This window comes from Microbacterium sp. M1A1_1b (assembly GCF_053345565.1).
Genome location: NZ_JBKFAJ010000004.1, coordinates 99,615 through 123,843, shown reverse-complemented (window position 1 = coordinate 123,843; position 24,229 = coordinate 99,615). Strand labels below are relative to the sequence as shown.

At 69.4% G+C, this 24,229-nt stretch carries 24 protein-coding genes; 12 read left to right on the top strand and 12 right to left on the bottom strand.

The annotated features are described in order from the left end of the window. Positions 1 to 105 precede the first annotated feature (105 nt). A complete protein-coding gene (locus ACLBWP_RS11080; protein ID WP_447655228.1) occupies positions 106 to 1,590 on the top strand; it encodes a hypothetical protein in 1,485 nt (494 codons plus the stop codon). A 63-nt stretch (positions 1,591 to 1,653) separates the two neighbouring features. Here the strand turns inward: ACLBWP_RS11080 and ACLBWP_RS11075 are convergent, their stop codons facing one another. Beyond that, positions 1,654 to 1,830 carry a hypothetical protein gene (locus ACLBWP_RS11075; RefSeq protein ID WP_447655227.1) on the bottom strand — a complete coding sequence of 59 codons (177 nt, stop codon included), beginning with the start codon at positions 1,828 to 1,830 and terminating at the stop codon, positions 1,654 to 1,656. Positions 1,831 to 2,000: 170 nt separating this feature from the next. Between ACLBWP_RS11075 and ACLBWP_RS11070 the strand changes: the two genes are divergently transcribed. Next, positions 2,001 to 2,501, top strand: coding sequence for an AAA family ATPase (locus ACLBWP_RS11070; RefSeq protein WP_447655226.1), 501 nt, complete (start codon positions 2,001 to 2,003; stop codon positions 2,499 to 2,501). Positions 2,502 to 2,517: 16 nt separating this feature from the next. Here ACLBWP_RS11070 and ACLBWP_RS11065 read toward each other — a convergent pair whose 3' ends face one another. Next, positions 2,518 to 2,856, bottom strand: a complete 339-nt coding sequence (locus ACLBWP_RS11065) for a hypothetical protein (protein ID WP_447655225.1) — start codon at positions 2,854 to 2,856, stop codon at positions 2,518 to 2,520. 57 nt (positions 2,857 to 2,913) lie between these two features. Between ACLBWP_RS11065 and ACLBWP_RS11060 the strand changes: the two genes are divergently transcribed. Together ACLBWP_RS11060 and ACLBWP_RS11055 are read left to right on the top strand one after the other, a co-directional pair. Further along, positions 2,914 to 3,474 (top strand): MOSC domain-containing protein, encoded by a 561-nt coding sequence (locus tag ACLBWP_RS11060; protein WP_447655224.1) that lies wholly within the window; start codon positions 2,914 to 2,916, stop codon positions 3,472 to 3,474. A 20-nt stretch (positions 3,475 to 3,494) separates the two neighbouring features. Beyond that, positions 3,495 to 3,677, top strand: coding sequence for a hypothetical protein (locus ACLBWP_RS11055; protein WP_243563635.1), 183 nt, complete (start codon positions 3,495 to 3,497; stop codon positions 3,675 to 3,677). Positions 3,678 to 3,681: 4 nt separating this feature from the next. Here ACLBWP_RS11055 and ACLBWP_RS11050 read toward each other — a convergent pair whose 3' ends face one another. Further along, on the bottom strand, positions 3,682 to 4,230 hold the full coding sequence (locus tag ACLBWP_RS11050) for a VanZ family protein (RefSeq protein ID WP_447655223.1): 549 nt from the start codon (positions 4,228 to 4,230) through the stop codon (positions 3,682 to 3,684). A gap of 119 nt (positions 4,231 to 4,349) precedes the next feature. On the opposite strand from ACLBWP_RS11050, the gene ACLBWP_RS11045 reads away from it, so the two are divergent. Beyond that, positions 4,350 to 4,985, top strand: coding sequence for an isochorismatase family protein (locus tag ACLBWP_RS11045; protein WP_447655222.1), 636 nt, complete (start codon positions 4,350 to 4,352; stop codon positions 4,983 to 4,985). Between the two features lie 387 nt (positions 4,986 to 5,372). Beyond that, the gene (locus ACLBWP_RS11040; protein ID WP_447655221.1) at positions 5,373 to 5,960 is read left to right on the top strand and encodes a DUF1349 domain-containing protein; all 588 of its coding nucleotides are present in this window, start codon (positions 5,373 to 5,375) and stop codon (positions 5,958 to 5,960) included. 19 nt (positions 5,961 to 5,979) lie between these two features. On the opposite strand, the gene ACLBWP_RS11035 is transcribed toward ACLBWP_RS11040, so the two are convergent. The 3 genes from ACLBWP_RS11035 to ACLBWP_RS11025 form a co-directional block, all read right to left on the bottom strand. Beyond that, a complete protein-coding gene (locus tag ACLBWP_RS11035) occupies positions 5,980 to 6,960 on the bottom strand; it encodes an alpha/beta hydrolase (RefSeq protein WP_447655220.1) in 981 nt (326 codons plus the stop codon). Then, positions 6,953 to 8,386 (bottom strand): MFS transporter, encoded by a 1,434-nt coding sequence (locus ACLBWP_RS11030; protein ID WP_447655219.1) that lies wholly within the window; start codon positions 8,384 to 8,386, stop codon positions 6,953 to 6,955. The genes ACLBWP_RS11035 and ACLBWP_RS11030 overlap by 8 nt, the downstream gene beginning before the upstream one ends. A 688-nt stretch (positions 8,387 to 9,074) precedes the next feature. Next, positions 9,075 to 9,878 carry a hypothetical protein gene (locus ACLBWP_RS11025; RefSeq protein WP_447655218.1) on the bottom strand — a complete coding sequence of 268 codons (804 nt, stop codon included), beginning with the start codon at positions 9,876 to 9,878 and terminating at the stop codon, positions 9,075 to 9,077. A gap of 439 nt (positions 9,879 to 10,317) precedes the next feature. Here ACLBWP_RS11025 and ACLBWP_RS11020 point away from each other — a divergent pair, with 439 nt between their 5' ends. Genes ACLBWP_RS11020 through ACLBWP_RS11010 form a run of 3 tightly spaced genes read left to right on the top strand, consistent with a single transcriptional unit; the run spans position 10,318 to position 11,833 of the window. After that, positions 10,318 to 10,725 (top strand): hypothetical protein, encoded by a 408-nt coding sequence (locus ACLBWP_RS11020; protein ID WP_447655217.1) that lies wholly within the window; start codon positions 10,318 to 10,320, stop codon positions 10,723 to 10,725. Between the two features lie 56 nt (positions 10,726 to 10,781). Further along, positions 10,782 to 11,255 carry a hypothetical protein gene (locus ACLBWP_RS11015; RefSeq protein WP_447655216.1) on the top strand — a complete coding sequence of 158 codons (474 nt, stop codon included), beginning with the start codon at positions 10,782 to 10,784 and terminating at the stop codon, positions 11,253 to 11,255. Between the two features lie 47 nt (positions 11,256 to 11,302). Beyond that, entirely contained in the window at positions 11,303 to 11,833 is a 531-nt protein-coding gene (locus tag ACLBWP_RS11010) for a hypothetical protein (protein ID WP_447655215.1), read from the top strand. 1,249 nt (positions 11,834 to 13,082) lie between these two features. Here the strand turns inward: ACLBWP_RS11010 and dnaB are convergent. The 6 genes from dnaB to ACLBWP_RS10980 all read right to left on the bottom strand — a co-directional run bounded on the left by dnaB (position 13,083) and on the right by ACLBWP_RS10980 (position 18,417). Next, a complete protein-coding gene (gene dnaB / locus ACLBWP_RS11005) occupies positions 13,083 to 14,471 on the bottom strand; it encodes a replicative DNA helicase (RefSeq protein WP_071299679.1) in 1,389 nt (462 codons plus the stop codon). Between the two features lie 586 nt (positions 14,472 to 15,057). Then, the gene (gene rplI, locus ACLBWP_RS11000) at positions 15,058 to 15,510 is read right to left on the bottom strand and encodes a 50S ribosomal protein L9 (RefSeq protein ID WP_243563620.1); all 453 of its coding nucleotides are present in this window, start codon (positions 15,508 to 15,510) and stop codon (positions 15,058 to 15,060) included. Positions 15,511 to 15,524: 14 nt separating this feature from the next. Further along, positions 15,525 to 15,782, bottom strand: a complete 258-nt coding sequence (gene rpsR, locus ACLBWP_RS10995) for a 30S ribosomal protein S18 (RefSeq protein ID WP_056121021.1) — start codon at positions 15,780 to 15,782, stop codon at positions 15,525 to 15,527. A 44-nt stretch (positions 15,783 to 15,826) separates the two neighbouring features. Then, complete coding sequence (locus ACLBWP_RS10990; protein ID WP_056121019.1) at positions 15,827 to 16,399, bottom strand: single-stranded DNA-binding protein; 573 nt, start codon at positions 16,397 to 16,399, stop codon at positions 15,827 to 15,829. A gap of 3 nt (positions 16,400 to 16,402) precedes the next feature. Then, positions 16,403 to 16,795, bottom strand: coding sequence for a 30S ribosomal protein S6 (gene rpsF / locus ACLBWP_RS10985; protein ID WP_447655214.1), 393 nt, complete (start codon positions 16,793 to 16,795; stop codon positions 16,403 to 16,405). Positions 16,796 to 16,980: 185 nt separating this feature from the next. Then, the gene (locus ACLBWP_RS10980; protein WP_447655403.1) at positions 16,981 to 18,417 is read right to left on the bottom strand and encodes a CCA tRNA nucleotidyltransferase; all 1,437 of its coding nucleotides are present in this window, start codon (positions 18,415 to 18,417) and stop codon (positions 16,981 to 16,983) included. A 125-nt stretch (positions 18,418 to 18,542) separates the two neighbouring features. On the opposite strand from ACLBWP_RS10980, the gene ACLBWP_RS10975 reads away from it, so the two are divergent. The 3 genes from ACLBWP_RS10975 (at position 18,543) to trxA (ending at position 24,081) form a co-directional block, all read left to right on the top strand. After that, positions 18,543 to 22,595 (top strand): DUF6049 family protein, encoded by a 4,053-nt coding sequence (locus ACLBWP_RS10975; protein WP_447655213.1) that lies wholly within the window; start codon positions 18,543 to 18,545, stop codon positions 22,593 to 22,595. A 113-nt stretch (positions 22,596 to 22,708) separates the two neighbouring features. Then, the gene (gene trxB / locus ACLBWP_RS10970) at positions 22,709 to 23,695 is read left to right on the top strand and encodes a thioredoxin-disulfide reductase (RefSeq protein WP_243563617.1); all 987 of its coding nucleotides are present in this window, start codon (positions 22,709 to 22,711) and stop codon (positions 23,693 to 23,695) included. A gap of 59 nt (positions 23,696 to 23,754) precedes the next feature. Beyond that, the gene (trxA, locus tag ACLBWP_RS10965; protein ID WP_017887828.1) at positions 23,755 to 24,081 is read left to right on the top strand and encodes a thioredoxin; all 327 of its coding nucleotides are present in this window, start codon (positions 23,755 to 23,757) and stop codon (positions 24,079 to 24,081) included. Positions 24,082 to 24,229 lie beyond the last annotated feature (148 nt).

Sequence of the window (24,229 nt, the reverse complement as noted above, 5' to 3'; positions counted from 1 at the left end):
AACCGGTAGCAAACCCATAGAGTCGAGGGGTCGTCGTTTCCCTGGCGTCATCGCATCCGCGATCGTGGCTCCACCCGCGACGATCGCCCGGACGAACGGATCCCCGTGACGAAGTCGTCATGGCGGAAGCTGCTGGTCGTGCCAGCCGTGCTTTCGCTCGCGCTCGGAGGAGCGCTCCTCACCGCAACATCCGCCAGCGCCGCAGTCGGCAACCTGGTGATCACGTCCCCGACCGCCGGTCAGACCACGGCCACCCGGGACGTCACGTTCTCCGGCACCGCGGTCGCCGGTTCGAAGATCGTCATCCACGACACGACCCAGACGGGTGCGGTCCTGGAGTCCGTCAACAGCGTGCCGGCCGACGGCGCTTGGTTGGTCAAGCACACCTACGCAGCCGACGCCCCGGTCGCCCAGACCGCGTTCGTCGATGGCGTCCTCGGGGGCAGTGGCTTCAGCGACGCCAAGTCGGTCGCCTTCACCCTGCCGGCTGCTGCCGCACAGCTCACCGTGACCAGCCCCACCCAGGGCCAGTACCTCGGGTCGCGCACCGTCACCGTGACGGGCACCGGCATCCCCACCGCGAACATCGCGCTGGTGCCGTCCGCCGGGCAGCCCACGACGGGGATCCTGGTCAACGGCGACGGCTCGTGGACCGGTCAGGTGACCTTCCCGAGCGACGTCGACCGTGCACAGTCGATCGTGGTCAACCAGATCCAGGGTGGCTCCGGCCGTGGCAGCGTGACTGTCGACGTCAACCTGCCCGCGACGCAGACGCTCGTCGTCGCCACGCCGACCGAGGGCTCGACCACCGCGACCCGCACCGTCACCTTCTCGGGTACCGGTACCGCAAACTCCGTCGTGACGCTGACGGGTGACTTCCCGCGCGTGCAGGCCAACGTCGGTGCGGACAACGCGTGGACGGTCGACGTCACGTTCGCCGACGACGCCGCGACCGCACAGTCCGTCCGCCTGACCCAGGTGACCGGCGGCGTCGGCACGGGTGACGTCACCCGTGCGTTCTCGTTGCCCGCCGTGACGACCCCGCCGACCACCCCGGCGCTCGACACCCCGGTCATCACCTCGCCGAAGGACGGCGCCGAACTCGTCGGCGACAGCGTCACCTTCGAGGGCACCGGCACGCCCGGCAGCAACATCCTCGTCGTCGCCGCGCCCACCGACCAGGTGAACGCGAACGCACGCGCGGCTGCTGAGCCCGCCGACCCGACCGACCCGATCGTGGTCGGTACGGACGGCACGTGGTCCGTCACCCTGGCCGCAGCGCCCGGCGACTACACCGCCGTCGCACAGGGCTTCCTGCTCGACGCGAACGGCGACCCGGTCCTCGACGCGAACGGTGACCCGGTGGTGTCCGCTCCGTCCGACCCGGTGCAGTTCACCCTGGTGGCAGCCGCAGCGACCACCCCGGTCAACACCGGAGGCACGGGCACGGGCACCGGTGCCGTGACGCCGACCGGCCAGCTCGCGTTCACCGGCGCCGACCTGGCACCCGCCGGCGTCGCTGCAGGCCTGCTGGCCCTCGCGGGCACGGCACTCATGATCGTCGCGCGTCGTCGCTCGCGCATGATCTGATCCACCTCGCACCACACGGAGCCCCGCTGGCCACTCGGTCAGCGGGGCTCCGTGCTTCCCGCACTACGTCTCGCGCCGTTCGGCGTCGCGCTCTCGCTTCCGCGCCGCGCGCCGCGCCCGCCACTCTGCGTCCTGCTGGTCCTGCAGCGGACTGCGCTGCATCGACCCGTGGACAGCGAGCAGGATCATCACGACCACCAGCACCAGCACCACCGGTACCAAGAACGTCAACGCGACCACAGCGGCCCCCTCCGGCTCGGTGTCCTCGGAGCGTACTGGTCAGACGGTGTCGCCGACCAGTGCCCGCGATGCCTCCGTGACACCAGACGGACAGGAGGCCCGGTGCCGGCCCGCCACGATCCTCCAGTCCGTCTCGGGGCAGCGTGCACGGTTGTCGGTACGGTCGGGGCATGGGCCGGCGCAACGTGTTGATCGAGGGGGTCTCCGGCAGTGGGAAGTCCTCTGTCTTCCGCGAGCTGCGGCGCCGCGGACACCAGGCGGTGGACGGTGACCGTGAGCTGGCCTACCAGGGCGACCCCGTCACCGGACTGCCGGTCCAGGGTGTCACCGGGACGGCCGTGCACCGGCACCACCTGTGGGACGTCGACCGGGTCCGGGCACTCGTCGCCGACGACTCGGCGCCGGTCACGTTCTTCTGCGGCGGCTCGCGGAACGTGCAGTCCTTCGTCGACCTGTTCGACGTGGTGTTCGTCCTGACGGTCGACGTGGACACCCTGCGACGTCGGCTCGACCAGCGCGACCCGGACCACTGGGCCGGACCGGGCAGGCCGGCCGAGCGCGAGCTGGTCGAGCGGCTGCACGCGTCGGGCGAGGACGTTCCGGCAGGGACACCCATCGATGCCCGGCGGCCGCTGCGCGCCGTGGTGGACGACGTCCTCCGGCGCTGCTGAACGGCCTCCGCGCCGCTCAGTCGAGCGGCTCGTCGTCGGACGCCCCGAAGCCGGTCACCCGCTGCCGGAAGACCCAGACCTGCAGCGCGAGCAGCTCCACACCGAGGAGCGCCAGGACGATGAACACCCACCCGGTGACGGGGTGCCCCCCGCCGATCATAATCACCCCGACGAAGGCCAGCGCGGCCACGAACAGCCCGGTGACCACGAACCCGACCACCGCAGCGCGTGGATGGACGTTCATCGCGAGGCCCTGGTCGCGCATCCACACCGGATCGCGGGTTCGCCAGAGCAGGCCGACGCCCGTTCCGACCAGCAGCACGATGCTCGCGACGAGCAGGACGACGGCAGGCATGCTCGGAACGATAGTCAGGGCATTGAGTGTGCACCGGTCGTGGGCCAGGATCGGACCATGAGCGGAGAGCAGGCAGCGGGGCCGCGCGTGATCGCGGTGAGCCGGGACGGCGACCACCACTTCAGCAAGCCGGTGGTGGACGAGGTCGTGCTCGTCGAGGGCTGGGGCATCGAGGGGGACGCCCATGCCGGCACCACCGTGCAGCACCGCTCCCGGGTCGCACGCGACCCGTCGCAGCCGAACCTGCGCCAGGTGCACCTGATCCACGCCGAGGTCTTCGACGAGGTCGCCGCGGACGGATTCCACGTCGAGCCCGGCCAGATGGGCGAGAACATCACGACCCGCGGGATCGACCTGCTCGGCCTGCCCGAGGGGACGGTGCTGCACCTCGGCGACGCCGCCCGGGTCCGGGTCACGGGGCTGCGGAACCCGTGCCAGCAGATCAACGACTTCGAGCCCGGACTGCTGCGCGCCGTGCTCGGTCGGGCCGAGGACGGCACGGTCGAGCGCAAGGGCGGCGTGATGAGCGTCGTCCTGGCCGGCGGGGCCGTGCGACCGGACGACGAGATCCGCATCGAGTTGCCCGCCGGCGACCCGCAGCCGCTGCAGCCGGTGTGACGGTGCGGTAGCGTCCGCTCATGGACAGCATCACGTGGTTGACCATCGCCTGCATCGTCGTCGCCGTGCTCAGCTGGGTGGCGCACTTCATGGGCTGGATCGGCGGCACCCGACGAGGTGACGTGCCGGACCCCTCCGCCACCATGCAGGGCAGCACCTGGACACCCCCGCCGAGTGACCCCGGCGCCGGGCACCACGGCTGACCCGTCACGCCCCCGACTCGGGCCCGCGGAAGGGCGCCAGCACCCGCGCGGACCGTCGGAACCGCATCAGCAGTGCGACGACGCAGAAGCCGAGCCCACCGCCCACGGTGTTCCAGAGGAAGTCGTTGACGTCGGCGATGTGCCCGCCTGCCGCCACCTGCGCCGTGACGAACTGCGTGATCTCGATGCCGGCACTGATCGCCGCAGCCGTCAGCACCACCCGCCACCACGTCGGCCGGGCAAGCACCAGGGAGACCAGGACACCGAGCGGCACGAACACGAGCACGTTCATCACGGCGTCCCCGACCTCGTAGTCCACGAAGGGCACGACGACCAGCGGCAGGGGTTTCGGGTCCGAGCTCGTCACCGGGTGCAGGAAGACCGGGAACACCGTGTTCGCCAGGATGCCCGCCGCGTACACGGCGAGCGCTGCAGCCACTGCCACGCGCGGGAGCGTGCACCGTCGCCGGACGACCAGCCGCACCGTCAGCAGCGCGAAGACGACGACTCCGACCGGGATGACGACCGGCAGCGCGGGCACCTCACCGAACACGACGGTCCGCTTCGACCGGGGGACAGGGCGGGACGGGAACGAGCACATCGCATCGTCCCACGAAGCCGGCAGGAGCAGAGTGGGGTGGTCCCGCCATCATCATCCGCGTCAGGAGCAGCATGCCGAACCCGAACCGCGCCCTCGTCCTGGTCGACGTCCAGCAGGAGTACTTCGACGGTCCGCTCACGATCCGGTTCCCGGACCCGGCCGACTCGCTGACGCGCATCGTCGCCGCGATCGACGCAGCCGCAGCGAACGACGTCCCCGTGGTCGTCGTGCAGCACGACGGCGGTGCCGGTGCCCCCGTCTTCGATCCGACGAGCCAGCGCTACGCCCTGCACCCGGACATCGAGCGACGTCGCACGTCGGCCTGGAAGGCGCTCACCAAGCAGCACGGCTCGGCCTTCGCCGGCACCGACCTGCACGACTGGCTGCGCGACCACGGCATCGACACGGTCACGCTCGTCGGCTACATGACGAACAACTGCATCCTCGCCTCCGCGGTCGAGGCCGAGGGGCTGGGCGTCGCCGTCGAGGTGCTCTCCGACGCGACCGGCGCGATCCACATCAGCAACGCCGCGGGTTCCGTGGACGCCGAGACGGTGCACACGACACTGATGGCGTTGCTGCACTCGAACTTCGCTGCCGTCGCGTCAACTGACACGTGGGTCGCCGCCGTGGGCGGCGGCGCGACGCTGCAGCCGGACGACCTGGTGAGCTCGGCGACCGCGGGAGCCGCGCACGCGTCAGCGTGACGCGCCGGTCGCCGTGACGCTCTGGCCGCGGTGACCAGCGGACGGGAGGCGCGGTGCGGGCTGGCACCGGGCCTCCCGTCCGACGTCAGCCGCGTCGGCTGGAGATCAGGCCGCCGGCGACCAACGCGATGGCCGCGACGAACATGATCATGCTGATGGGGGTGAAGCCGTCGAACATGGCTGGGTCCTTCGTCGTCGAGGTCCGCGGGAACAGCGGACCACTCCGTCGTACGCCGACAGACCACAAGATCCCGGGGGCCGGACTCGGGTGCTCTCAGACTGCGGTGAGGTGGACGCACGCCCCACTCAGGTGCGCTGACCGACCCACGTTCGGCGGGCCTCCCGTCATCTGCGGCAGCGTGCACGGCACGCCCGTACATTCGGTGCATGACCGACATCGACTGGAACTCCGGCACCTGGACGACCGCACCTGCCCACGTGGAGACCGCTGCCGACGGCCTGCACGTCACCGCCGTGGAGGGGAGCGACGCCTGGCGCATCACCTCGTACGGCTTCGTGCACGACACCGAGCACGCCCTGCTCGCACCGCTCGAGCCGGACACCGCGATGGAGGTCTCGTTCCCACTCGACTTCAGCGCCCAGTTCGACCAGGCCGGCGTCTTCGTCAAGGTCGACGACACCACGTGGACCAAGGCCGGCGTCGAACGCAGCGACGGCCAGGACAGCCTGGGCGCCGTGGTCACCCGCGGCGTGTCCGACTGGTCGCTGTCTCCCGTCCCCGGCTGGCACGGCCGCCTGGTGACGATCCGGGCGAGCCGCTCGGGCGACGCACTGACCGTGCGCGCCCGGGTGGACGACGAGCCGTGGCGGCTGGTGCGGGTGGCGCCGCTCGACCCGGACGCCGCGGTGACCGCGGGACCGTTCTGCTGCGCCCCGTCCCGGGGCGACCTCACCGTGCACTTCACGGCCTGGAGGCTCGGTGCAGCCGACACGAGCCTGCACCCGGACGAGTGAGCCGGCACCACCCCCGTGGTCACGCCGGCGCGTCGAGCAAGCGTCCGGTGAACTCCCGGAGCGCCCGGACAGCCCGCTGGGACAGGGTGGCCTGGGGCATCATGCTCATCGAGCCGTGGAACGCACCGGGCCAGACGTGCAGCTCCGCCTGCACCCCGGCCGCCCACAGGGCGCTGGCGTAGGCGACGGTCTCGTCGCGGAACACCTCGGCGCTGCCGCAGTCGACGTAGGCGGGCGGCAGCCCGGTCAGATCGTCGGCGCGGGCAGGTGCGGCGTACACGGACACCTGCTCGCCACCGCGACGGTCACCCAGGTACGCGTCCCAACCGAACCCGGTCATCTCGCGGTCGGCCACGCCGATGCCGTCGAACTGCCGGGCTGACAGGGTCGCGTCGCGGTCGTCGAGCATGGGGCTGATCAGGACCTGTCCGATCACGGCGGGGCCGCTACGGTCACGGGCGAGCAAGGCCGTGCCCGCGGCGAGGCCTGCTCCGGCGCTCTGCCCGACCAGGACGATCCGCTCGGGGTCGATCCCGAGTTCGTCGGCGTGCTCGGCCGTCCACACCAGGCCGGCGTAGCAGTCCTCGACCGGGTAGGGGTCCGGGTGCTCGGGCGCCAGGCGGTAGTCGGGGCTGACGAGCACGACGTCGTGCACCAGCAGCCAGTCGTCGTACGAGTCGAGGTTGCCCAGGTGGTGGCCGAACACCATGCCGCCGCCGTGGATGGCGTAGGCGCACGCTGCGGTGCCCGTCCGTCCGATGCGCTGGATCACGGCGAGCGCGATCGGGTCGCCGTGGTGTCCGGGGACGGTGATGCTGCGGCGCTCCAGGCCACGGGCGTGCAGGCCGTCGTCGAGCTGCTCCTCGGTCATGTCGAGCGCTCGCATCCTCGGCAGCATCTCGGCCGTCAGGTGGAAGCGGCCGCGCTCGTCCATCGCGGACAGGAAGGGCTCGAACTCGGGGTCGAACGGCGGGCGGGGCAGGGTCTGGATGTCAGGCACGGGTGGTCTCCTGGGTGAGGGGTGTCGGGTCGTGGGTGATGGCCGGCGGCTCGCTGGTGCTGCGGGATCGGATCATCCCCACCGCGACGAGCAGGGCGGCGACGGCCGCGAGTCCCAGCCCGGCCACGGTCAGGGCGCCCTGGAAGTCCGCCAGCCGAGCGGTCGTCCAGCTGGTGGTGGCGATGCTGCCGGTGACGAAGGCCGCGACGATCGTGCCCGCCGTGGCGACGGCCGCACCGGCGGCGAGTTCGCTCGAGGTGTCGACGAGCGCGGCTCCGACCGACGTGCGGTCGGCGGGCAAGCCCGTCAGGACCGACGCCCCGGCGACGACGCCGACCACGCGCATCCCGGCGGCGACGAGCACGAGCGCGACGACCACCCATCCGTACCCGTACCGGCTGAGCCCGCCGAAGACCACCAGGCCGGAGACGACCGCAGCGGCGCTGATCCAGGCCGCGCGGCCCAGGCCGACGCGCTGGACGAACGGTCCGACGAACCGGCCTCCGGCGAGCAGCACGACCACCTGCGGCAGCGTGCCGAGCGCGGCCATGACCGGCGACCAGCCCCAGGCGAACTGCAGCTGCAGCGTGACCAGGTACGACATCCCGGCGACGGCCAGGCCGGACGCGGCCTTGAACGCCAGGCCGCTCGACACCAGCGGTCGGGCGAGCAGGTGCAGGTCGACCAGCGGGTGCTGCGCCGTCCGCTCCCGTGCGACGAACCCGATCGCACACGCGACCGTCAGGGCGACTGCGAGCCATCCCCACGCGGCGGTCGAGCCCGAACCGACCAGGAGCGTCGGCGTCACGAGGGCCCCCGCGACGGTCGCCGTCCCGAGCAGCGCCCCCGCGACGTCGACCGGGTCGCGCCGGAGTCCGGCCGCGTCGTCACGGTCGATGCCGAGCCGGATGCCGATCCACGCGAGCACGGCGATCGGCACGTCGGCCAGCAGCAGCACCTGCCACGGTGCGACTGCCAACACGAACCCGCCGATCATCGGACCGATCGCCAACCCGACCAGTCCCGCGGTCGAGATCACCGTCAGCGCGCGGACCCGCAGCCCTTCGTCGTCGAACAGCCGGAACGCCAGCGCCATCGACCCCGGGGTGGTCATCGCGGCGGCGACACCCATCAGGACCCGCACGGCGATCAGCTGCTCGTTCGTCGTGACCGCCGCCGTGGCCAGGCTCGCCAGGGCCAGCAGGACGAGCCCGACCAGCATCACGCGTCGACGGCCGAAGCGGTCGGCGACGGCACCGAACAGCAGCATGAGCCCGCCGAACGCGACGGAGTAGGCGCCCGCGACCCACTGCAGGCCCGTGGTCGAGGACCCCAGGTCACGGCCGATGGTCGGCAGCGCGACGTTGAGGACGGAGTTGTCGAGCATCTCGAACAGGAACACCGCCGACAGCCCGGCGAGCGCCATCCACGCTTCGGAGAGACGCGGAGGGTGGTCACCAGCCCGAGGGCGGTGGAGGAGAGAGGAACTGGGGGACACGGGGACGCACTCCTTCGAGGGAAGAAGTGGCGACTCGTTCGATGCCGCGTGTGGGTGCGTCGCAGAGCGCGGCGCCTTTTACCTCAGTGATCGAGACCATACACGGGCGGCGGCCGCGACGGAAGTCGAGGCCGTACGCCAGAATGCAGTCGTGCGACGCAGCTCGGGGTGGTCCTCTCGGTCGATGGCTGCTGCCATCGCGTTGACCGCTCTGGTGGCGCTGACCGGCTGTGGGTCCGACGGCGTCCTGACGCTGCGCGCCGACGAGGCGACGCGCTCACCTTGCCCCAGCCCGACGACCATCCCGGTCGAACAACTCCGCACCTCCGCCGCACCGACATGCGTACCAGCAGGATCCGACCTGCTCTTCCCCAACGGCACGAGGGTCACCATCGACGACCAGGCCGGGTCGGGCGGCTTGCAGTCGACGAGCGATCCGGTCCGGTACTCGTGGATCGACGTCGGCAACTTCGGAGTCGTCGCCGGACAGGCCACCACGAGCTGCGCCCGACACCACGTGTGGGGAAGCACCGAGGGGGTCCGGAGAGTACGGCAGGCGTTCGGACCTGACTGGCCGTGTCCGGCAGGGGACTAGACACGGTCAGCGCTCCGGACGTCACATCCCGCTGCCGTCGAAGAACGACGCCAGCGCGGGCGCCGTGTCGGCCACCGTCGACACGTTCGCCAGCAGGACCACCCCGAGGAACAGGACCAGCACCGGCAGCGCCGTCCCCGCGGCCGCCAGGACCCGACGGAGTCGCCGATCGGTCGGACTCGTGCGGGCGCGTCGGATCCACACCACCACGGTCGCCACGACCACGGCGACGATCGCAACCACTGCGGTCCCGACGAGGACCGCGTGGTACAGACGGAAGTCGTCGACGAGTGCCGTCAGCATCGGCGTCATCGTCCCGGCCGCCAGCTCACCCCGCACCTGCGCGACGGACGCACCGGTCATCGGCAGGAAGGTCAACACGGACGACAGGGGCGCCGCCGCGCCCTGCACGTTGGCCATCACCATCAGGACCAGGACTGGAGGCGCGGGGGCACCGAGCACACCGGCCGTCAGCAACAGGATCCGCCGGCTCCGCGTCGGGGCGTGGACGTACGCAGCCCAGATCCGCATGCCGACCGGCAGGACCGCGACCAGGAGCGCTGCCGCAACGATCGCCTTCACGACGTGGAAGACCGCCCAGAACGACACCGCATCGGCCAAGCCCGAATGCGACGAGCTGCCGGACCGCACCCACTGCGAGAAGCCGGCTGCAACCACATCCGGCAGGGTCGCGACCGAAACCTGTGCGCCGGTCGACCACGCTGCGATCGCAGACGGCAGGAACACGAGCGCCATCACCAGCACGCCTGCGCCGGCCAACCAGACCGCCACACGTCGCTCCGGCTGCAGAACCTCGTCCGTCATGGCCATTGTCAGTCCCCTCCACCCATGTCGGGCGATCCCGACGAGTCAACGGTAGGGAGCCCCGGCCCCGCGCCGCGTCCTCCTCGAGCACGAGGCGCGATCATCCCCTCGTGTTCTTTCGTCGTCGATGTCGCCAGCAGACGGCGCCGAGCTCGATGGGCGACGGCGTGTCCAGGAGCTCGCCGACCAATTCGTCGCGGATGACTGACCCTGATGCGGCTGTGAAGGGTCCGAAGATGTGGGGTCGTCCGGTGACCCATCGGCCACCGGCCATCGGTACTGGCGGTGAGGTCGCTTCGGTGCGTTGCGGCCCGTATCCACTGAGGAACTGTTTTGTGAGTGTTGCTTCAGACACCACGGCGTCTGCTATCGCCAGGTTGAGGTTGGCTCTAGGTTGCGGTGTGGGGGGGGCAAGGGGCTCTCCGGGGAAGAGGTACTCATGAGGTTCCGCAAGCTCACGATGACGGCTACTGCTCTGGCGGTTGCTGCGGGCGCGGTGTTTGCGTCGCCGTTGGCGGCGCAGGCGTCGAGCTCGCACAGCATTTCGGGCACCGTGTACGAGGGGGGTGCTTGGTACAAGTCGAGTACAACCCGTACGGTCGGCTCGTCGGGCACGAAGATCTACCTGAACCTGAACACGGTGCCCGCAAAGGGCATTCAGTGGCGACTGGTGAACTCGAAGAACGGCTCGGTGTTCAGCAGCACGGTCACCCTGAACAGCGCGGGGACGAAGACGCTGGTCGATGACGTGCTCGCCGGCACGGTGTTCCAGAACGACTACCGCCAGAACAGCACATGCAACAGTGCGTGCGGAGGCTACAACTTCTCGGGATCCGAGATCTACTGATCCAGCGGCGAGGGGCGGCGAGCGTGATGCGAGGTTTCGTGATGATTCGACGCGGCATGCTCGCCGCCCTGGCGTTGGGGATGGTGGCGTCTGTCACCGCCGGCTGCGCGCAGGCAGTTCCGGCCAGTCATCCGTCGGGATTGTGGGTGACGGCGAAGGACGCCAACAAGGAGTACCGGAAGGCCACGTCGACGTTGACGCTGGCTACGGATGCGAAGTGGCCAGCTGATCCTGAGCCCGCGACGGGTCCGGACGGGTCCCCCCAGTACTACCAGGTGGGCGCTGCCACGAACGATGCGCAGTTCTACTGGTTCTGTTCCTGGACTACAGCGGCTGCTGCAGCACACACGCCAGCATTTGACGATCAAGCCGGCGCAGCCCTGAAGCAGGTTGCACGTCTCCGGCTCGGGGGATCGGGCTCTGACGAAAACACCAAGCAACTGCTCGACGCAGTCCGCGCCGCGATCGCCGGTCATGACAACGCCGCGGTGAGCGACTTCAACCAGAAGAACTGCGAAGCCTCCGCATGAGGCAGGGGAGGCGTTCGTCAGGGTCGGCGCGATTCGTCAGCGCTGGCGTGCTGCTGGTCGCAGCTGTGTGCGTCGGGGTGCTGTTCGAGGTGGTCAAGGGCGACGGAACCGACTCGATCCGGTACGTGATCGGTAACCTCGCAGCGCCCTGGCTGGTGGTGCCGTTCCTCGGCGGAAGACGCAGTTGGAGCAGCGTTGGCGGCGCGGTGTTCGGGGCAATCCTGGCGGTTGTCAGCCTCGTCTCGTTCTACGCCGTGCTCGAAGTGCTGTCGCACTCCCTCTCTGTCCACGTTCTGTCGAACTACGCCTTGTTTTTGGGCGCTGGTGCGCTGGCCGGAGCAGTCACCGGGCTCTTCGGAGTGTTGAGTCGACGATACGCAACATGGTGGTTCACGCTCGGCCTGCCCCTCTTGTTCATTCTGGAGCCCTTCGCTGCGTTCGCGGTTGGTTTCAGCGGCGGAAGAACCGGGACGAACGTCCTGGTGTGGGCGATCGAGATGCTTGTCGGTGTCGCCATGCTCGTTGGTTGCGTGCGAGCGCACGTTCGGTTCACCACACGGATCACCCCTGAACGCTGATCACGGATGCCGATGAATCCTCTCCGTAAGGAGATGGCACCCTGCCCCGCCCGCTCGTCACACAGAGCTGGACGGTACTTCGACGGCCCTATAGCCAGTGATTGGGGCCTTTCGGGCTCGGCATCCAAGCGTCTCGATAGCCGGTCCGCAAGTGGACCGCAGGGTGCTTGCCGGAGCTTCGGATTCCTACGCCCTGCTCTGGAGCCAACCCTGTCTCACATAGGTGGTCTGCGAACGATCTCAGTTCACGCACGCCACACGGACGCTTTGCGACGCAGGAAGGCTGAGCTGGGCGCTAATCTACGTCGCTGCTGTCGGCAGCCCCTTCACGTGTCCAGAATCGCGGCCTAACGCGACGTTCCCGGCCGCATTCGTCCAGGAGCACTGGCAAACAACAAGTCCACTCCGAAGCCGAGTTTCCTCAACGTATCCGAGCGGCCGCGCCTGGTCCGCAGCCGCAGGCGTCGAGGCGGGAGACAAGAGCCCGTGGCGAGCCGGTCTCCCTGCCTCGTCCTTCAGGTCCGCCGGCGGCCGCGTCCAACGCCCTTTGCCACGACGATGGCCGCGACGCAGACGATGACCGCAATGGGGTGTGCACGTATTTCAGCAGCTCCGATCTGCACCATTGTCCCCACCGCCTTCACCATGCCGGAGATGAGGGCGACTTGCATCGCTGGGCCGGTATGGCGTCACGGCCCCGTGGCTCGCAGAGCGATACCGCCGGTGGACGCCGTGGGAGCTCATCGACGCAGACCTTCGGTCGATGCTCGCATCCGGAAGGCGCCCCGCGCCCGTCAGGTCGACGCCGTGATTCGCCTTGCGGCCGCGCTCTCTCTCCGCTGCGCTGCGCGGGCAACCGTTGAGAATCCGAAGGAGTGTCGACATCGGCCGCGACCAATTGAGGTGAACGATGTTGGCCGGTGAGAGTTGATTCTCAAGCCGGCAGCCGGCCTAGAGTCTGCGATGTGAACGACACCGGCAGTGAAGCCCTGCGGTGGCTCACAGTCGACGAGCTCGCCGCCCGCCGACGGGCACTCGTTCGCGACTACGACCGCGCAAGTCGAAGAGACCCGGCGCGACGGCTCGCCGTATCAAGTTCGGGTGTGGCTGGGCGCGGTGACGACGCCGGGACGTGACAGGTGAAGTCGTTGATACGCGGTCCGAACTGCCGAACAACGTGTCCAAGTCCGTGTATCAGGACACGTCGGTGGCAGTCGGACAAGTTAGCTAGCGAACGACAGTTGGCAGGCTACTGCGGCATATCGACGAACCGCGAGAACATCCCGTGGAACGCCACCGTGATGGTGTCGGTCGGCCCGTTGCGGTGCTTCGCCACGATCAGGTCCGCCTCACCCTGCCGCGGGTTGTCCTTCTCGTACGCGGACTCGCGGTGCAGCAGGATCACCATGTCGGCGTCCTGCTCGATGGACCCCGACTCACGCAGGTCGGAGATCATCGGCTTCTTGTCCGCACGCTGCTCCGGACCACGGTTCAGCTGCGACAGTGCGATGACGGGGACCTGCAGCTCCTTCGCCATGAGCTTCAGTGCGCGGGAGAACTCGGAGACCTCTTGCTGACGGCTCTCGACCTTCTTGCCCGAGGTCATCAGCTGCAGGTAGTCGATGACCACGAGCTTCAGGTTGTGCTGCTGCTTGAGACGACGGCACTTGGCGCGGATCTCGACCAGCGTCATGTTGGGGGAGTCGTCGATGAAGAACGGGGCGTCGTTGATGCGTCCGCGGGTCTGCGCGATGGTGGTCCAGTCACGCGAGTCGACGGTGCCCTTGCGCATGTTCTGCAGCGGCACGCTGGTCTCGGCGGACAGCAGACGCATGGCGATCTCGGCGCGACCCATCTCGAGCGAGAAGAACGCCGCGGTCTGGTCGTGCTTGACGGCGGCGGCGCGGCACAGGTCGAGCGCCAAGGTCGACTTTCCGAGTGCGGGTCGGGCGGCGATGATGATCAGCTGCCCGGGGTGGAAGCCGTTGGTCAGGCCGTCGAGCTGAGCGAACCCGGTCGGCACACCGGTCATCTGGCCGTCGCGGCCCTTGGCGGCCTCGATCTCGTCGATGGCGGCGGAGATGGCCTCGGTCAGGGGGACGTAGTCCTCGGTCTGCACCCCACCGGCGACGTTGTAGACCTCGGCCTGGGCACTGTTCACCAGGTCGGTGACCTCACCCTCGGACGCGTAGCCCATCTGCACGATGCGGGTGCCGGCGTCGACCAGGCGTCGCAGCACGGCCTTCTCGGCGACGATCGCGGCGTAGTACCCGGCGTTCGCTGCCGTGGGCACCATGCTCGTGACGCTGTGCAGGTACTCCGCACCGCCGGCGCGGGACAGCAGGCCCGTCTTGGTCAGCTCGTCCGTGACGGCGATGACGTCGGTCGGCTCGCCGTGCGAGTACAGCGACAGGATCGCGTCGAAGATGACCTCGTGCTTCGGGATGTAGAAGTCCACGCCACGAGCGGTCTCGATGACGTCGGCGACGGCGTCCTTGGACAGCAGCATGCCGCCGATCGTCGACTGCTCGGCGAGCAGGTCGTGGGGCGGGGTGCGCTCCATGCCGCCGCGATCACCGTAGTTCCCGCCGCGCTCCGCGTAGTCCTGTGGCGCCGGGTCCAGGTGTGCGATCGACACGCGAGCTCCTTCAGTTCTGCGACCAGCCCGGACGACTCCGGACCTGATCGTTCTACCCCGAGCGACCGACATCCCCGAGTCGCTGGGCCAAGCTACGGGTACGAAGTTATCCCCAGCAAACGCCCTTGTGGATAACTCTGTGGAGAGACTGCGGAACACGCCGGAACGGTGTGTGGAGAACTGTGGACAGGGCTGTGGAAACTCTCCCCAGAGAACACACTTTCGACTACTTGACCTGGGGTTTCTGTTTCTACCCTGTGTGTGGACAACACGGCTTCAACGTGGGCTTGAAGGTTCCCGATTCGACGTTTCTAATGTGTGAAACGGCTTGACAAACGGGCCGTGCGTTCGGAGTCTCCCGGCTGGCTCTCAGCCACCCGCAGCCCTGTCCGTGCGGTAACCCGCAAGGGCGGATGGGAGCCCAGCCAGACCGACGGCAACCGGCGGGAACGACGGAAGGCGGGCCTCCCGACAATCGGCGCAGCACCCGCCGACCCCGCAGGAACGACGGAAGGCGGGCCTCCCCGAGATGGGGAGACCCGCCTTCCGACGGAACCGGAACCGACACTGTCGGACCGCAGCAGCCTTACTTGGCGGCGACGACCTTCAGCGAGATCACGGCAGTGATGTCTTCGCGCAGACGAACGGTGGCCTCGTGGTCACCGACGGTCTTGATGGTCGCGGGGACCTCGACCTTGCGCTTGTCGAGCGAGCCGACACCCTGTGCCTGCACGGCGTCTGCGACGTCGGCGGGACGAACGGAGCCGAACAGGCGACCGTCCTTGCCGGCCTTGACGGTCAGCTGGATGGTGGCGTTCTCGAGCTTCATCTTGAGGTCCTGTGCCTCTTCGATGGTGGCGAGCTCGCGCGCGGCACGGCCGGCGCGGATCGCCTCGACCTGCTTCTCGCCGCCCTTGGACCACGCGACAGCGAAGCCCTGGGGGACGAGGTAGTTGCGGGCGTAGCCGTTCTTGACGTCGACGACGTCACCGGCGGAGCCGAGGCCAGAGACCTCGTGCGTGAGGATGAGCTTGGACATGGTGATCCTCCTGATCAGCGGCCGGAGCCGGCGTAGGGGAGGAGCGCCATCTCACGGGCGTTCTTCACGGCACGGGCAATGAGGCGCTGCTCCTGGACGGAGACGCCGGTGATGCGACGGGCGCGGATCTTTCCACGCTCCGAGATGAACTTGCGCAGCGTCGCGACGTCCTTGTAGTCGATGACGCCGACCTTGATCGCCTTCGCGGGAGCGGCGTTCTTGCCGCCCTTGCCGCGAGGCTTCCGGCGGTCGCCGGTGCTCTTTCCAGCCATGATTTTTCCTTAGGAGAAGAAGAAGTGTTGTGTCCGCGGACGGATCAGAACGGGGTCTCGTCGTCGTAGGTGCCACCGGGGGTCGACCACACGTCGTTCGACTGCGCTCCACCACCCTGCTGCTGGCCACCCTGCGGGGACCACGGCTCGTCCGAGCGGCCGCCGCCGGAAGCGTTGCCGCCCCCGCCGTTGCCACCGAAGTTGCCGCCGCCCGAACCGCCGCCGACCTGGCCACGACCGCCGCCACTGCCACCCGCTGCGCGGGTGATCTGTGCGGTGGCGTACCGGAGCGACGGGCCGATCTCGTCGACCTCGAGTTCGATGCTCGTACGCTGCTGGCCCTCACGGTCCTGGTACGAGCGCTGACGCAGACGACCCTGCGCGATGACGCGCGAGCCCTTGGTCAGCGACCCCGCGACGTGCTCGGCGAACTCGCGCCACACGCTCGCACGGAGGAACAGCGCGTCGCCGTCCTTCCACTCGTTCGCCTGACGGTCGAACGTGCGAGGAGTGGACGCGATAGTGAAGTTCGCCACAGCGAGCCCGTTCTGCGTGTAGCGCAGCTCGGGGTCAGCAGTGAGGTTGCCCACCACCGTGATGACGGTTTCGCCGGCCATCGGTTACTCGGCGCTCGCGGTCGCGGCGGCCGGGACAGCTGCTGCCGAAGCGGCCTTGCGAGCGGCACGGGCCTCGTCGCGCTGCTTCTGGGCGGCGACCTGCGCCATGCCCTCTTCAGCGCGCAGGACCTTCGTGCGGAGCACGGCCTCGGAGAGACCGAGCTGACGGTCGAGCTCCTTGGCGGCGTCGGCGGACGACGTGAAGTTCACGACGGCGTACAGGCCTTCGTTCTTCTTGGCGATCTCGTAGGCGAGACGACGACGGCCCCAGACATCCACGTTGTCGACGGTCCCACCGTCGTTGCGGATGACTGCGAGGAACTTGTCCAGGCTGGGAGCGACGGTGCGCTCGTCGAGCTCGGGGTCGAGGATCGCCATCAGTTCGTACTGGTGCATGCGGAACCCACCTCCTTTGGTCTTGGCGGCTCCGGGCGGTTCCCGGAACAGGAGGGTTGATGCATGTGCGCCAGACCGCAGGTGCGGACGGCACAACCCCGCAAGCTTAGCGGACAGCCTGGAGGCCCGCTACCGGTCCGGCAGATCGGTGCGAGCTGGTCAGGCGGTCGCGCCGGGGCGCGGCGTCAGGCGGTCGCGTCCCGCTCGGCCCACCAGGTGCGCAGCCGCTCCTCGGCCACGTCGGGCCCCAGGGGACCTTCGTCCATCCGCGCCTCGAGCAGGAACCGGTAGGCCTCGCCCACGGCGCGCCCCGGCGGGATGTCGAGGATCCGCATGATGTCGTCTCCGGTCAGGTCGGGCCGCAGCGAGTCGAGCTCCTCGCGTTCGGCCAGGTCGCGGATCCGGTCTTCCAGGTCGTCGTACGCGAACGCCAGGCGGTCGGCCTTGCGGCGGTTGCGGGTGGTGACGTCCGAGCGGGTCAGTTCGTGCAGGCGCTCGAGCTGCGGGCCGGCGTCGCGCACGTACCGACGCACGGCGGAGTCGGTCCACGCACCGTCGGTGTAGCCGAAGAAGCGCAGGTGCAGCTCGATCAGGCGAGCAACCGCCGCGATGGTGTCGTTGTCGAAGCGCAGGGCCCGCAGCCGCTTCTTCGCGAGCTTCGAGCCGACCAGGTCGTGGTGGTGGAAGCTCACGGCGCCGCCGGGCTCGAGCTTGCGGGTCGCCGGCTTGCCGATGTCGTGCAGCAGGGCAGCCAGCCGCAGGACGGTGTCGGGGGAGTCGCCGGCGTGCCGCTCGTGCTCGTACCCGATCGCCTGGGTCAGCACCGTGAGCGAGTGCTCGTACACGTCCTTGTGGTGGTGGTGCTCGTCGATCTCCAGGCACATCGCCGGCAGCTCCGGCAGGAACCGCTCCGCCAGGCCCGTGTCGACCAGCAGGCGCAGCCCGGGCACGGGGTCGTCGGTGTTCACCAGCTTGACGAGCTCGTCGCGCACCCGTTCGGCCGACACGATGTCGATCGAGTCGACCAGGTCCTGCATCGCCAGGCGCACGTCGTCGGACACCGTGAAGCCGAGCTGCGAGGTGAACCGTGCGGCCCGCATCATGCGCAGCGGGTCGTCGCGGAACGACACGGTCGCCGTCTGGGGCGTGCGGAGCCGTCCGGCCAGCAGGTCCTCGACGCCGCCGTGCACGTCGACGAGCTCACGGGCGGGCAGCCGGAGCGCCATCGCGTTGACGGTGAAGTCGCGGCGCAGCAGGTCGTCCTCGATGGTGTCGCCGAACGCGACCTCGGGCTTGCGGGTCTCGCCGTCGTACACGTCGCTGCGGTAGGTGGTGATCTCGACCTGTTCGCCCTGCACCCGGGCGGCGATGGTGCCGAACTGACGGCCGACGTCCCACGTGGCGCTGGCGATCGGCTCGACGATCGCCAGGACGTCGTCCGGGCGGGCGTCGGTGGTGAAGTCGAGGTCGGTCACCGGGCGACCCAGGAAGGCGTCGCGCACGGGGCCCCCGACGAGCGCGAGCTCGTGACCGGCCTCGGCGAACGCGCGGGCGAGGACCGCGACGGGGGCGGTGGCGGCGAGTGCGTCGAGTCGTTCGACGGCCTGGGCAACGGACTGCATGACGTCGTCGATCATCCCAGATCGACGCGACCGGTTGTCCACGACCTCCGCGTGCACGCCCTGCTCTCATGGTCCGGCCTCATACACTCGTGCGAGGTCCGAACCGATCCCGGCCCTCCACAAGCATGCACATCCTCCGCTCCACGCTCGCTGCCGCCGCGTCCGCCCTGGTCGCGCTCGGCCTCGTCGTCACGCCTGCCGCCGTCACCCCGGCCCGGGCGGCGACGACCGCCTCGGTCTCCACCCACGTCGCACACCCGGCAGCAGCCAAGGCCGGCACGACGTCGGTCGAGATCGTGCCGGCGGACCGCGGGGTGGTGCAGCCGGACCAGGACCTCTCGCTCACGGTGACCGTCACGAACGACACCGACAGCGACCTGCCGGCCGGGTCCGCCGAACTCGACATCTTCCGGCAGTACGCGGGCACGCGCGACGTCATCAGCGACTGGCTCGCCGACACCAGCACGACGGGTTACTTCGGCGCACCGATGGGCTTGGTCGACGTTCCGGCCGTCCCCGCGCATCGATCGGTCACCATCGACGACGTCCGTGTCGTGCCGGGCAACCTCGGCCTGTCCGGGTACTCGTCGTTCGGCGCGAGGCGCATCGCTGCCGACTACCGCGCCGGGTCGACGTCGGCCGTGGCGCGGTCAGCGATCACCTGGTACCCGAACTACGAGCAGACACCGGTCGGGGTGTCCGTCGCGATGCCGATCACCATGCCGGCCGGCTCCGGCAGCCTGATCAGCGCGAAGGACCTGGCGGCGGCGACCTCGGTCGACGGCACCCTGACGCAGCAGCTCGACGCGGCGCAGGACCACAACGTCGCGCTCGGGATCGACCCCCGGATCATCGCCTCGATCCGCATCCTGGGCGAGAACGCACCCTCGACGGCGACCACCTGGCTGCAGCGCCTCGAGGGCATGCGCAACGAGACCTTCGCGCTGTCGTACGCCGACGCCGACGTCACGGGGCTCCGTCAGGCCGGGGCATCGGGCATCCTGTCGCCCATCTCACTCGACCAGCTCGTCGACCCGGACGACTTCCCGGGTGCCACGACGGCGTCGCCGACACCGACACCGACCGGCAGTGCGAGCGCCACCGCCGACGCATCCGCCACAGCGACCCCGGGCGCCCCGCAGGACGGCACCACCGGGCAGACCGGCGCGGGGTCCCAGGGCGGCACCGCGGAACCCGGGCAGGGGGCCCAGCCGACGACGCTCCCGACGACGGCCCAGCTGCTCGACTTCCCGTACACGACGTCGTCGCTCGCCTGGCCGGCCGAGGGCACCGTGGCGACGGACGACCTGCCCGCCCTGGCCGACGCCGGGACGACCAGCACGATCGTCTCCAGCGGCAACACCTCCGCCGGGTCCGACACCACGATCACCGCCTCCGAGAAGATCGGTGACCACCACGTCCTGGTGACCGACCAGGGCATGTCCGACCTGCTCCGCGACGCCGCGTCCGCCACCTCGCAGCGTGCGTGGTCCAGTGCGATGAGCGAACTCACCGCGACCCTCGCCACCGCCTCACGCCAGGGCGGCACGACCGGCCCCGTCCTGCTCACCCTCGGACGGACGTGGCCGACCGACTCCACGCGCCTCACGCAGGCACTCGATGCACTCGAGACCACCCCGTGGGTGTCACCCGCCGACCTCTCCACCGCGTCGGCCGTCACCCCCGGGTCCGTCTCGCTGGCCAGCTCTTCCGACAGCGACGCCCGGCTCGACCAGCTCCGACGGCTGGTCCAGGCCTCGAAGAACCTGACCGACTTCGCGTCGGCGATCGAGACGCCGGCCGACCTGACCGCGCCGGCGCGCGTGGCCGACCTCGCTGCGGCATCGAACGCCTGGCGCAGCGACGACAGCGGTTTCGCACAGGCGGTCGACACCCGGGTCAGCCGGGCCGCGCGGGTCGTGTCGAGCGTGGGCATCCTCGACGGCAGCAGCATCACGCTGCTCGGCGACCGGTCATCGCTGCCCATCTCGGTCCGCAACCGGTCCGAGTACCCCGTCACCGTGTTCCTGACGGTGCAGCCGTCCAACTCGTTCCTGCGCATCGAGAAGAACGCCGTCCGCGTGACGGTGCAGCCGGACTCGTCCAGCCGGGTCACCTTCCCGGTGCAGTCGGTGGCGAACGGCAAGGTCGAGCTGACAATGTCGCTGACCAGCGCGACGGGGGTGCGGATCGCCGACCCGGCCACGGTCGAGATCAACGTGCAGGCGCAGTGGGAGACCGTCATCACCGCGGCGGCCGCGATCGCCGTCATCCTGATCTTCGGCCTGGGCATCTACCGCAACGTCCGCCGCCGAATCCGGCGTCGCCGGAACGGCGAGCCGGACGAGGTCGACGACGACCCGAACCGCCTGTACGAGGCGCCGTCCGACGATGACCTTCCAGGAGGCCCCGATCACCCCGCCGGGGCGGCCACCGCCATGGCGACGGTCGGCTCCAGCACCCCGCTCGCCGCCGCAGAGGAGCCCACGATCACCGCCACGCAGCCCGAGCCGCTCGCCACGACCGGTTCCGCCGACCCGGTGGAACCCGTGCAGCGCAGCCTGGGTCGGGCCAGCGCGATGCTCGCGGCCGGCACGATGATCTCGCGGGTGCTCGGCTTCGCGAAGACGTTCGTACTGGCGTACGCGATCGGCAACTCGGGCTCACGCGCCGCCGACGCGTTCGCCATCTCGAACCAGCTGCCCAACAACATCTACGCACTGATCGCCGGCGGGCTGCTGTCCGCCGTGCTCATCCCGCAGATCGTCCGCTCGATGAAGCAGAACAGCGACGGCGGGACCGCGTACGTCAACAAGATCGTCACGCTCGCCGGATCGGTCTTCGTGCTGATCGCGATCGTGGCAACCGTGCTCGCGCCCGTCCTGGTGCGCCTGTACAGCCAGAGTGCGGGTGACGGCGGCAAGGGGTTCACCGCCGCCCAGACCGACCTTGCCATCGCGTTCGCCTTCTGGTGCCTGCCGCAGATCCTCTTCTACGCGATGTACTCGCTGCTCGGCGAGGTCCTCAACGCCAAGCAGGTGTTCGGGCCCTTCACCTGGGCCCCGCTCCTCAACAACGTCATCGCGATCGCTGGACTGATCGTCTTCATCGCGATGTTCGGCGGCCGTGACGTCAACGCGGCCACCGCGGCGTGGACGCCCCTGAAGATCGCTGTCCTCGCGGGCAGTGCGTCGTTCGGCGTCCTGGCACAGGCCGCGTTCCTGCCACTGTTCTGGCGCCGAGCGGGCCTGTCGTTCACCCCGGACTTCCGCTGGCGGGGCGTCGGTCTCAAGGCCACCGGGACCGCTGCGGGCTGGCTGTTCGGCATGATCCTGGTGACGCAGCTGGCGGGCATCGTGCAGGCCCGTGTCGCGTCGCTCGCCCAGGGCGCCGGCAACGCGACCCTGGCGACCAGCTGGCTGCTGTTCATGCTGCCGCACTCGATCATCACCGTGTCGATCGCGACCGCGTACTTCACCCGGATGAGCCACGACGCCGAACGCGGAGACCTGGCCGCCGTCCGTCGGAACCTGTCGCTGTCACTCCGGATCGTCGGCCTGTTCACGGTCTTCGCGTCCGTCGCCCTGGTGGTGATGTCGACGTCGTTCGCCCGGGTCTGGGAGAACACGTTCTGGCTGACGCAGTCGATGGCGTGGGTGCTCGTGGCCTACATGCCCGGGCTGGTGCTGTTCAGCATGCTCTTCATCATCCAGCGGGTGTTCTGGGCGCTGCACGACCACCGGACCCCGTTCCTCATGCAGATCGTGCAGTCCGGTCTGTTCGTCATCGGCGCCCTGGCGGTGGCGGCGTTCCCGGCCGAGCACATCGGTGTCGGCATCGCGGTCTGCACCACGCTTGCGGGCACGGCGCAGACCATCGTGGCCCTGGTGGTCGTCCGCAAGCGCCTCGCGGGCATCGACGGGCCGAACGTCACCCGCTCCCACGTGCAGTTCGTCATCGCCGCGCTGATCGCAGGCGTGGTCGGCGTCCTCGTCGCGAACTTCTTCGGCGCGTTCTCGGCGGACGGGTTCGCGATGTCCGACGTCACGAGCGCCCTCATCACGCTCGTCCTGACCGGCGCCGTCATGGTGCTCGTCTACTTCGGAGCCCTCGTCGTCGCGAAGAACGGCGAGATCCGTGGCGCGGTCGACATGCTCAAGAGCCGTCTCGGGCGCTGACCGTCGCCGTTCGGTGCCGGTTCTCGGTGGGTCGCGCGCTCACGGGCGCCGTGGAATGCCCCGCCGGTAGGATGCGTTGACCCGGTCAGAAGCAACGGAAGGGCACTGAAGGCATGCGCCAGCTCATCATCATCGGTTCCGGCCCGGCCGGGTTCACCGCCGGCATCTACGCCGCGCGCGCTCAGCTGAAGCCGCTCATCGTCGCGTCCAGCGTCGAGACGGGCGGCGAGCTCACGAAGACCACCGAGGTCGAGAACTTCCCCGGGTTCCCCGAGGGGATCCAGGGCCCCGACCTCATGATCAAGATGCAGGAACAGGCCGAGCGCTTCGGCGCCGAGGTCCTGTACGACGACGCCGTCTCGGTCGAGCTGACCGGCGACGTCAAGAAGGTCACGGTCGGTTCCGGCGAGACGTACGAGGCCCTCGCGGTCATCTACGCCACCGGCTCGGCCTACCGCCAGCTCGGACTCCCCGACGAAGAGCGCCTGTCCGGCCACGGTGTCTCGTGGTGCGCGACCTGCGACGGGTTCTTCTTCCGTCAGAAGAACATCGCCGTCGTCGGCGGTGGCGACTCCGCGATGGAAGAAGCGACGTTCCTGACGCGCTTCGCCGACAAGGTCACGGTCATCCACCGCAAGGACACCCTGCGCGCGTCGAAGATCATGCAGGACCGGGCGATGAACGATCCGAAGATCGAGTTCGCCTGGAACAAGGAAGTCGTCGGCATCTCCGGCGAGTCCGCGGTCGAAGGCGTCACGCTCAAGGACACCGTCACGGGTGAGACCTCCGAGCTCGCGCTCGACGGCCTGTTCATCGCGATCGGCAACGACCCGCGCGTGCACCTCGTGCACCAGCAGTTGCAGCTCGCACCCGAGGGCACCATCGCGGTCGAGGGCCGTACCTCCAAGGCCGTCGGCGTCCCCGGTGTGTTCGTGGCGGGCGACGTCCTCGACCACACCTACCGCCAGGCCATCACGGCCGCGGGTTCCGGTGCCGTGGCAGCACTCGACGCCGAGAAGTTCCTCGCGGACCTCGACGACCACCTGACCAGCCAGGCCGAGGGCGACGCCCCGGTCGAGCCCGTCACCATCTCGGCCTAGGGAATGGTCCGGCGCCTCGCGCCGTTCCACCCACCGCACGACTTCTCGAAGGAGCACACATGTCCAACGCCAAGGCAGTCACCGACGCCACCTTCTCGGACGAGGTCCTGAAGTCCGACAAGACGATCCTCGTCGACTTCTGGGCCGAGTGGTGCGGCCCGTGTCGCGCCGTCTCGCCGATCCTCGACCAGATCGCCGAAGAGCACGCCGGCAAGATCGAGATCGTCAAGCTCAACGTCGACGACAACCCGCAGTCGGCCATGAACTACCAGATCACGTCGATCCCGGCGATGAAGGTCTTCAAGGGCGGCGAGGTCGTCAAGACCGTCATCGGCGCCAAGCCGAAGCCGGCCCTCGAGGCCGACCTCGCCGAGTTCCTCGCGTAGGGACCAGCACCACGACCCGGACGCCCCGTCCTCCATTCCATCGGAGGGCGGGGCGTTCGTCCGTCTCCGGCGGTCGTCGCCTGGACGTCGACAGGTCCAGACGTTCAGGATCGGCCTGTGTCCCCGTGCCCGGCTTTCGGACACACAT

Coding starts and splice junctions, on each gene's coding strand:
- ACLBWP_RS11070 (WP_447655226.1), top strand. CDS start 2,001: ATGGGCCGGCGCAACGTGTTGATCGAGGGGGTCTCCGGCAGTGGGAAG.
- ACLBWP_RS11065 (WP_447655225.1), bottom strand. CDS start 2,856: ATGCCTGCCGTCGTCCTGCTCGTCGCGAGCATCGTGCTGCTGGTCGGA.
- ACLBWP_RS11060 (WP_447655224.1), top strand. CDS start 2,914: ATGAGCGGAGAGCAGGCAGCGGGGCCGCGCGTGATCGCGGTGAGCCGG.
- ACLBWP_RS11055 (WP_243563635.1), top strand. CDS start 3,495: ATGGACAGCATCACGTGGTTGACCATCGCCTGCATCGTCGTCGCCGTG.
- ACLBWP_RS11045 (WP_447655222.1), top strand. CDS start 4,350: ATGCCGAACCCGAACCGCGCCCTCGTCCTGGTCGACGTCCAGCAGGAG.
- ACLBWP_RS11040 (WP_447655221.1), top strand. CDS start 5,373: ATGACCGACATCGACTGGAACTCCGGCACCTGGACGACCGCACCTGCC.
- ACLBWP_RS11030 (WP_447655219.1), bottom strand. CDS start 8,386: ATGGCGCTCGCCGGGCTGTCGGCGGTGTTCCTGTTCGAGATGCTCGAC.
- ACLBWP_RS11025 (WP_447655218.1), bottom strand. CDS start 9,878: ATGACGGACGAGGTTCTGCAGCCGGAGCGACGTGTGGCGGTCTGGTTG.
- ACLBWP_RS11020 (WP_447655217.1), top strand. CDS start 10,318: ATGAGGTTCCGCAAGCTCACGATGACGGCTACTGCTCTGGCGGTTGCT.
- ACLBWP_RS11015 (WP_447655216.1), top strand. CDS start 10,782: ATGCTCGCCGCCCTGGCGTTGGGGATGGTGGCGTCTGTCACCGCCGGC.
- rplI (WP_243563620.1), bottom strand. CDS start 15,510: ATGTCCAAGCTCATCCTCACGCACGAGGTCTCTGGCCTCGGCTCCGCC.
- rpsR (WP_056121021.1), bottom strand. CDS start 15,782: ATGGCTGGAAAGAGCACCGGCGACCGCCGGAAGCCTCGCGGCAAGGGC.
- ACLBWP_RS10990 (WP_056121019.1), bottom strand. CDS start 16,399: ATGGCCGGCGAAACCGTCATCACGGTGGTGGGCAACCTCACTGCTGAC.
- rpsF (WP_447655214.1), bottom strand. CDS start 16,795: ATGCACCAGTACGAACTGATGGCGATCCTCGACCCCGAGCTCGACGAG.
- ACLBWP_RS10980 (WP_447655403.1), bottom strand. CDS start 18,417: ATGCAGTCCGTTGCCCAGGCCGTCGAACGACTCGACGCACTCGCCGCC.
- ACLBWP_RS10975 (WP_447655213.1), top strand. CDS start 18,543: ATGCACATCCTCCGCTCCACGCTCGCTGCCGCCGCGTCCGCCCTGGTC.
- trxB (WP_243563617.1), top strand. CDS start 22,709: ATGCGCCAGCTCATCATCATCGGTTCCGGCCCGGCCGGGTTCACCGCC.
- trxA (WP_017887828.1), top strand. CDS start 23,755: ATGTCCAACGCCAAGGCAGTCACCGACGCCACCTTCTCGGACGAGGTC.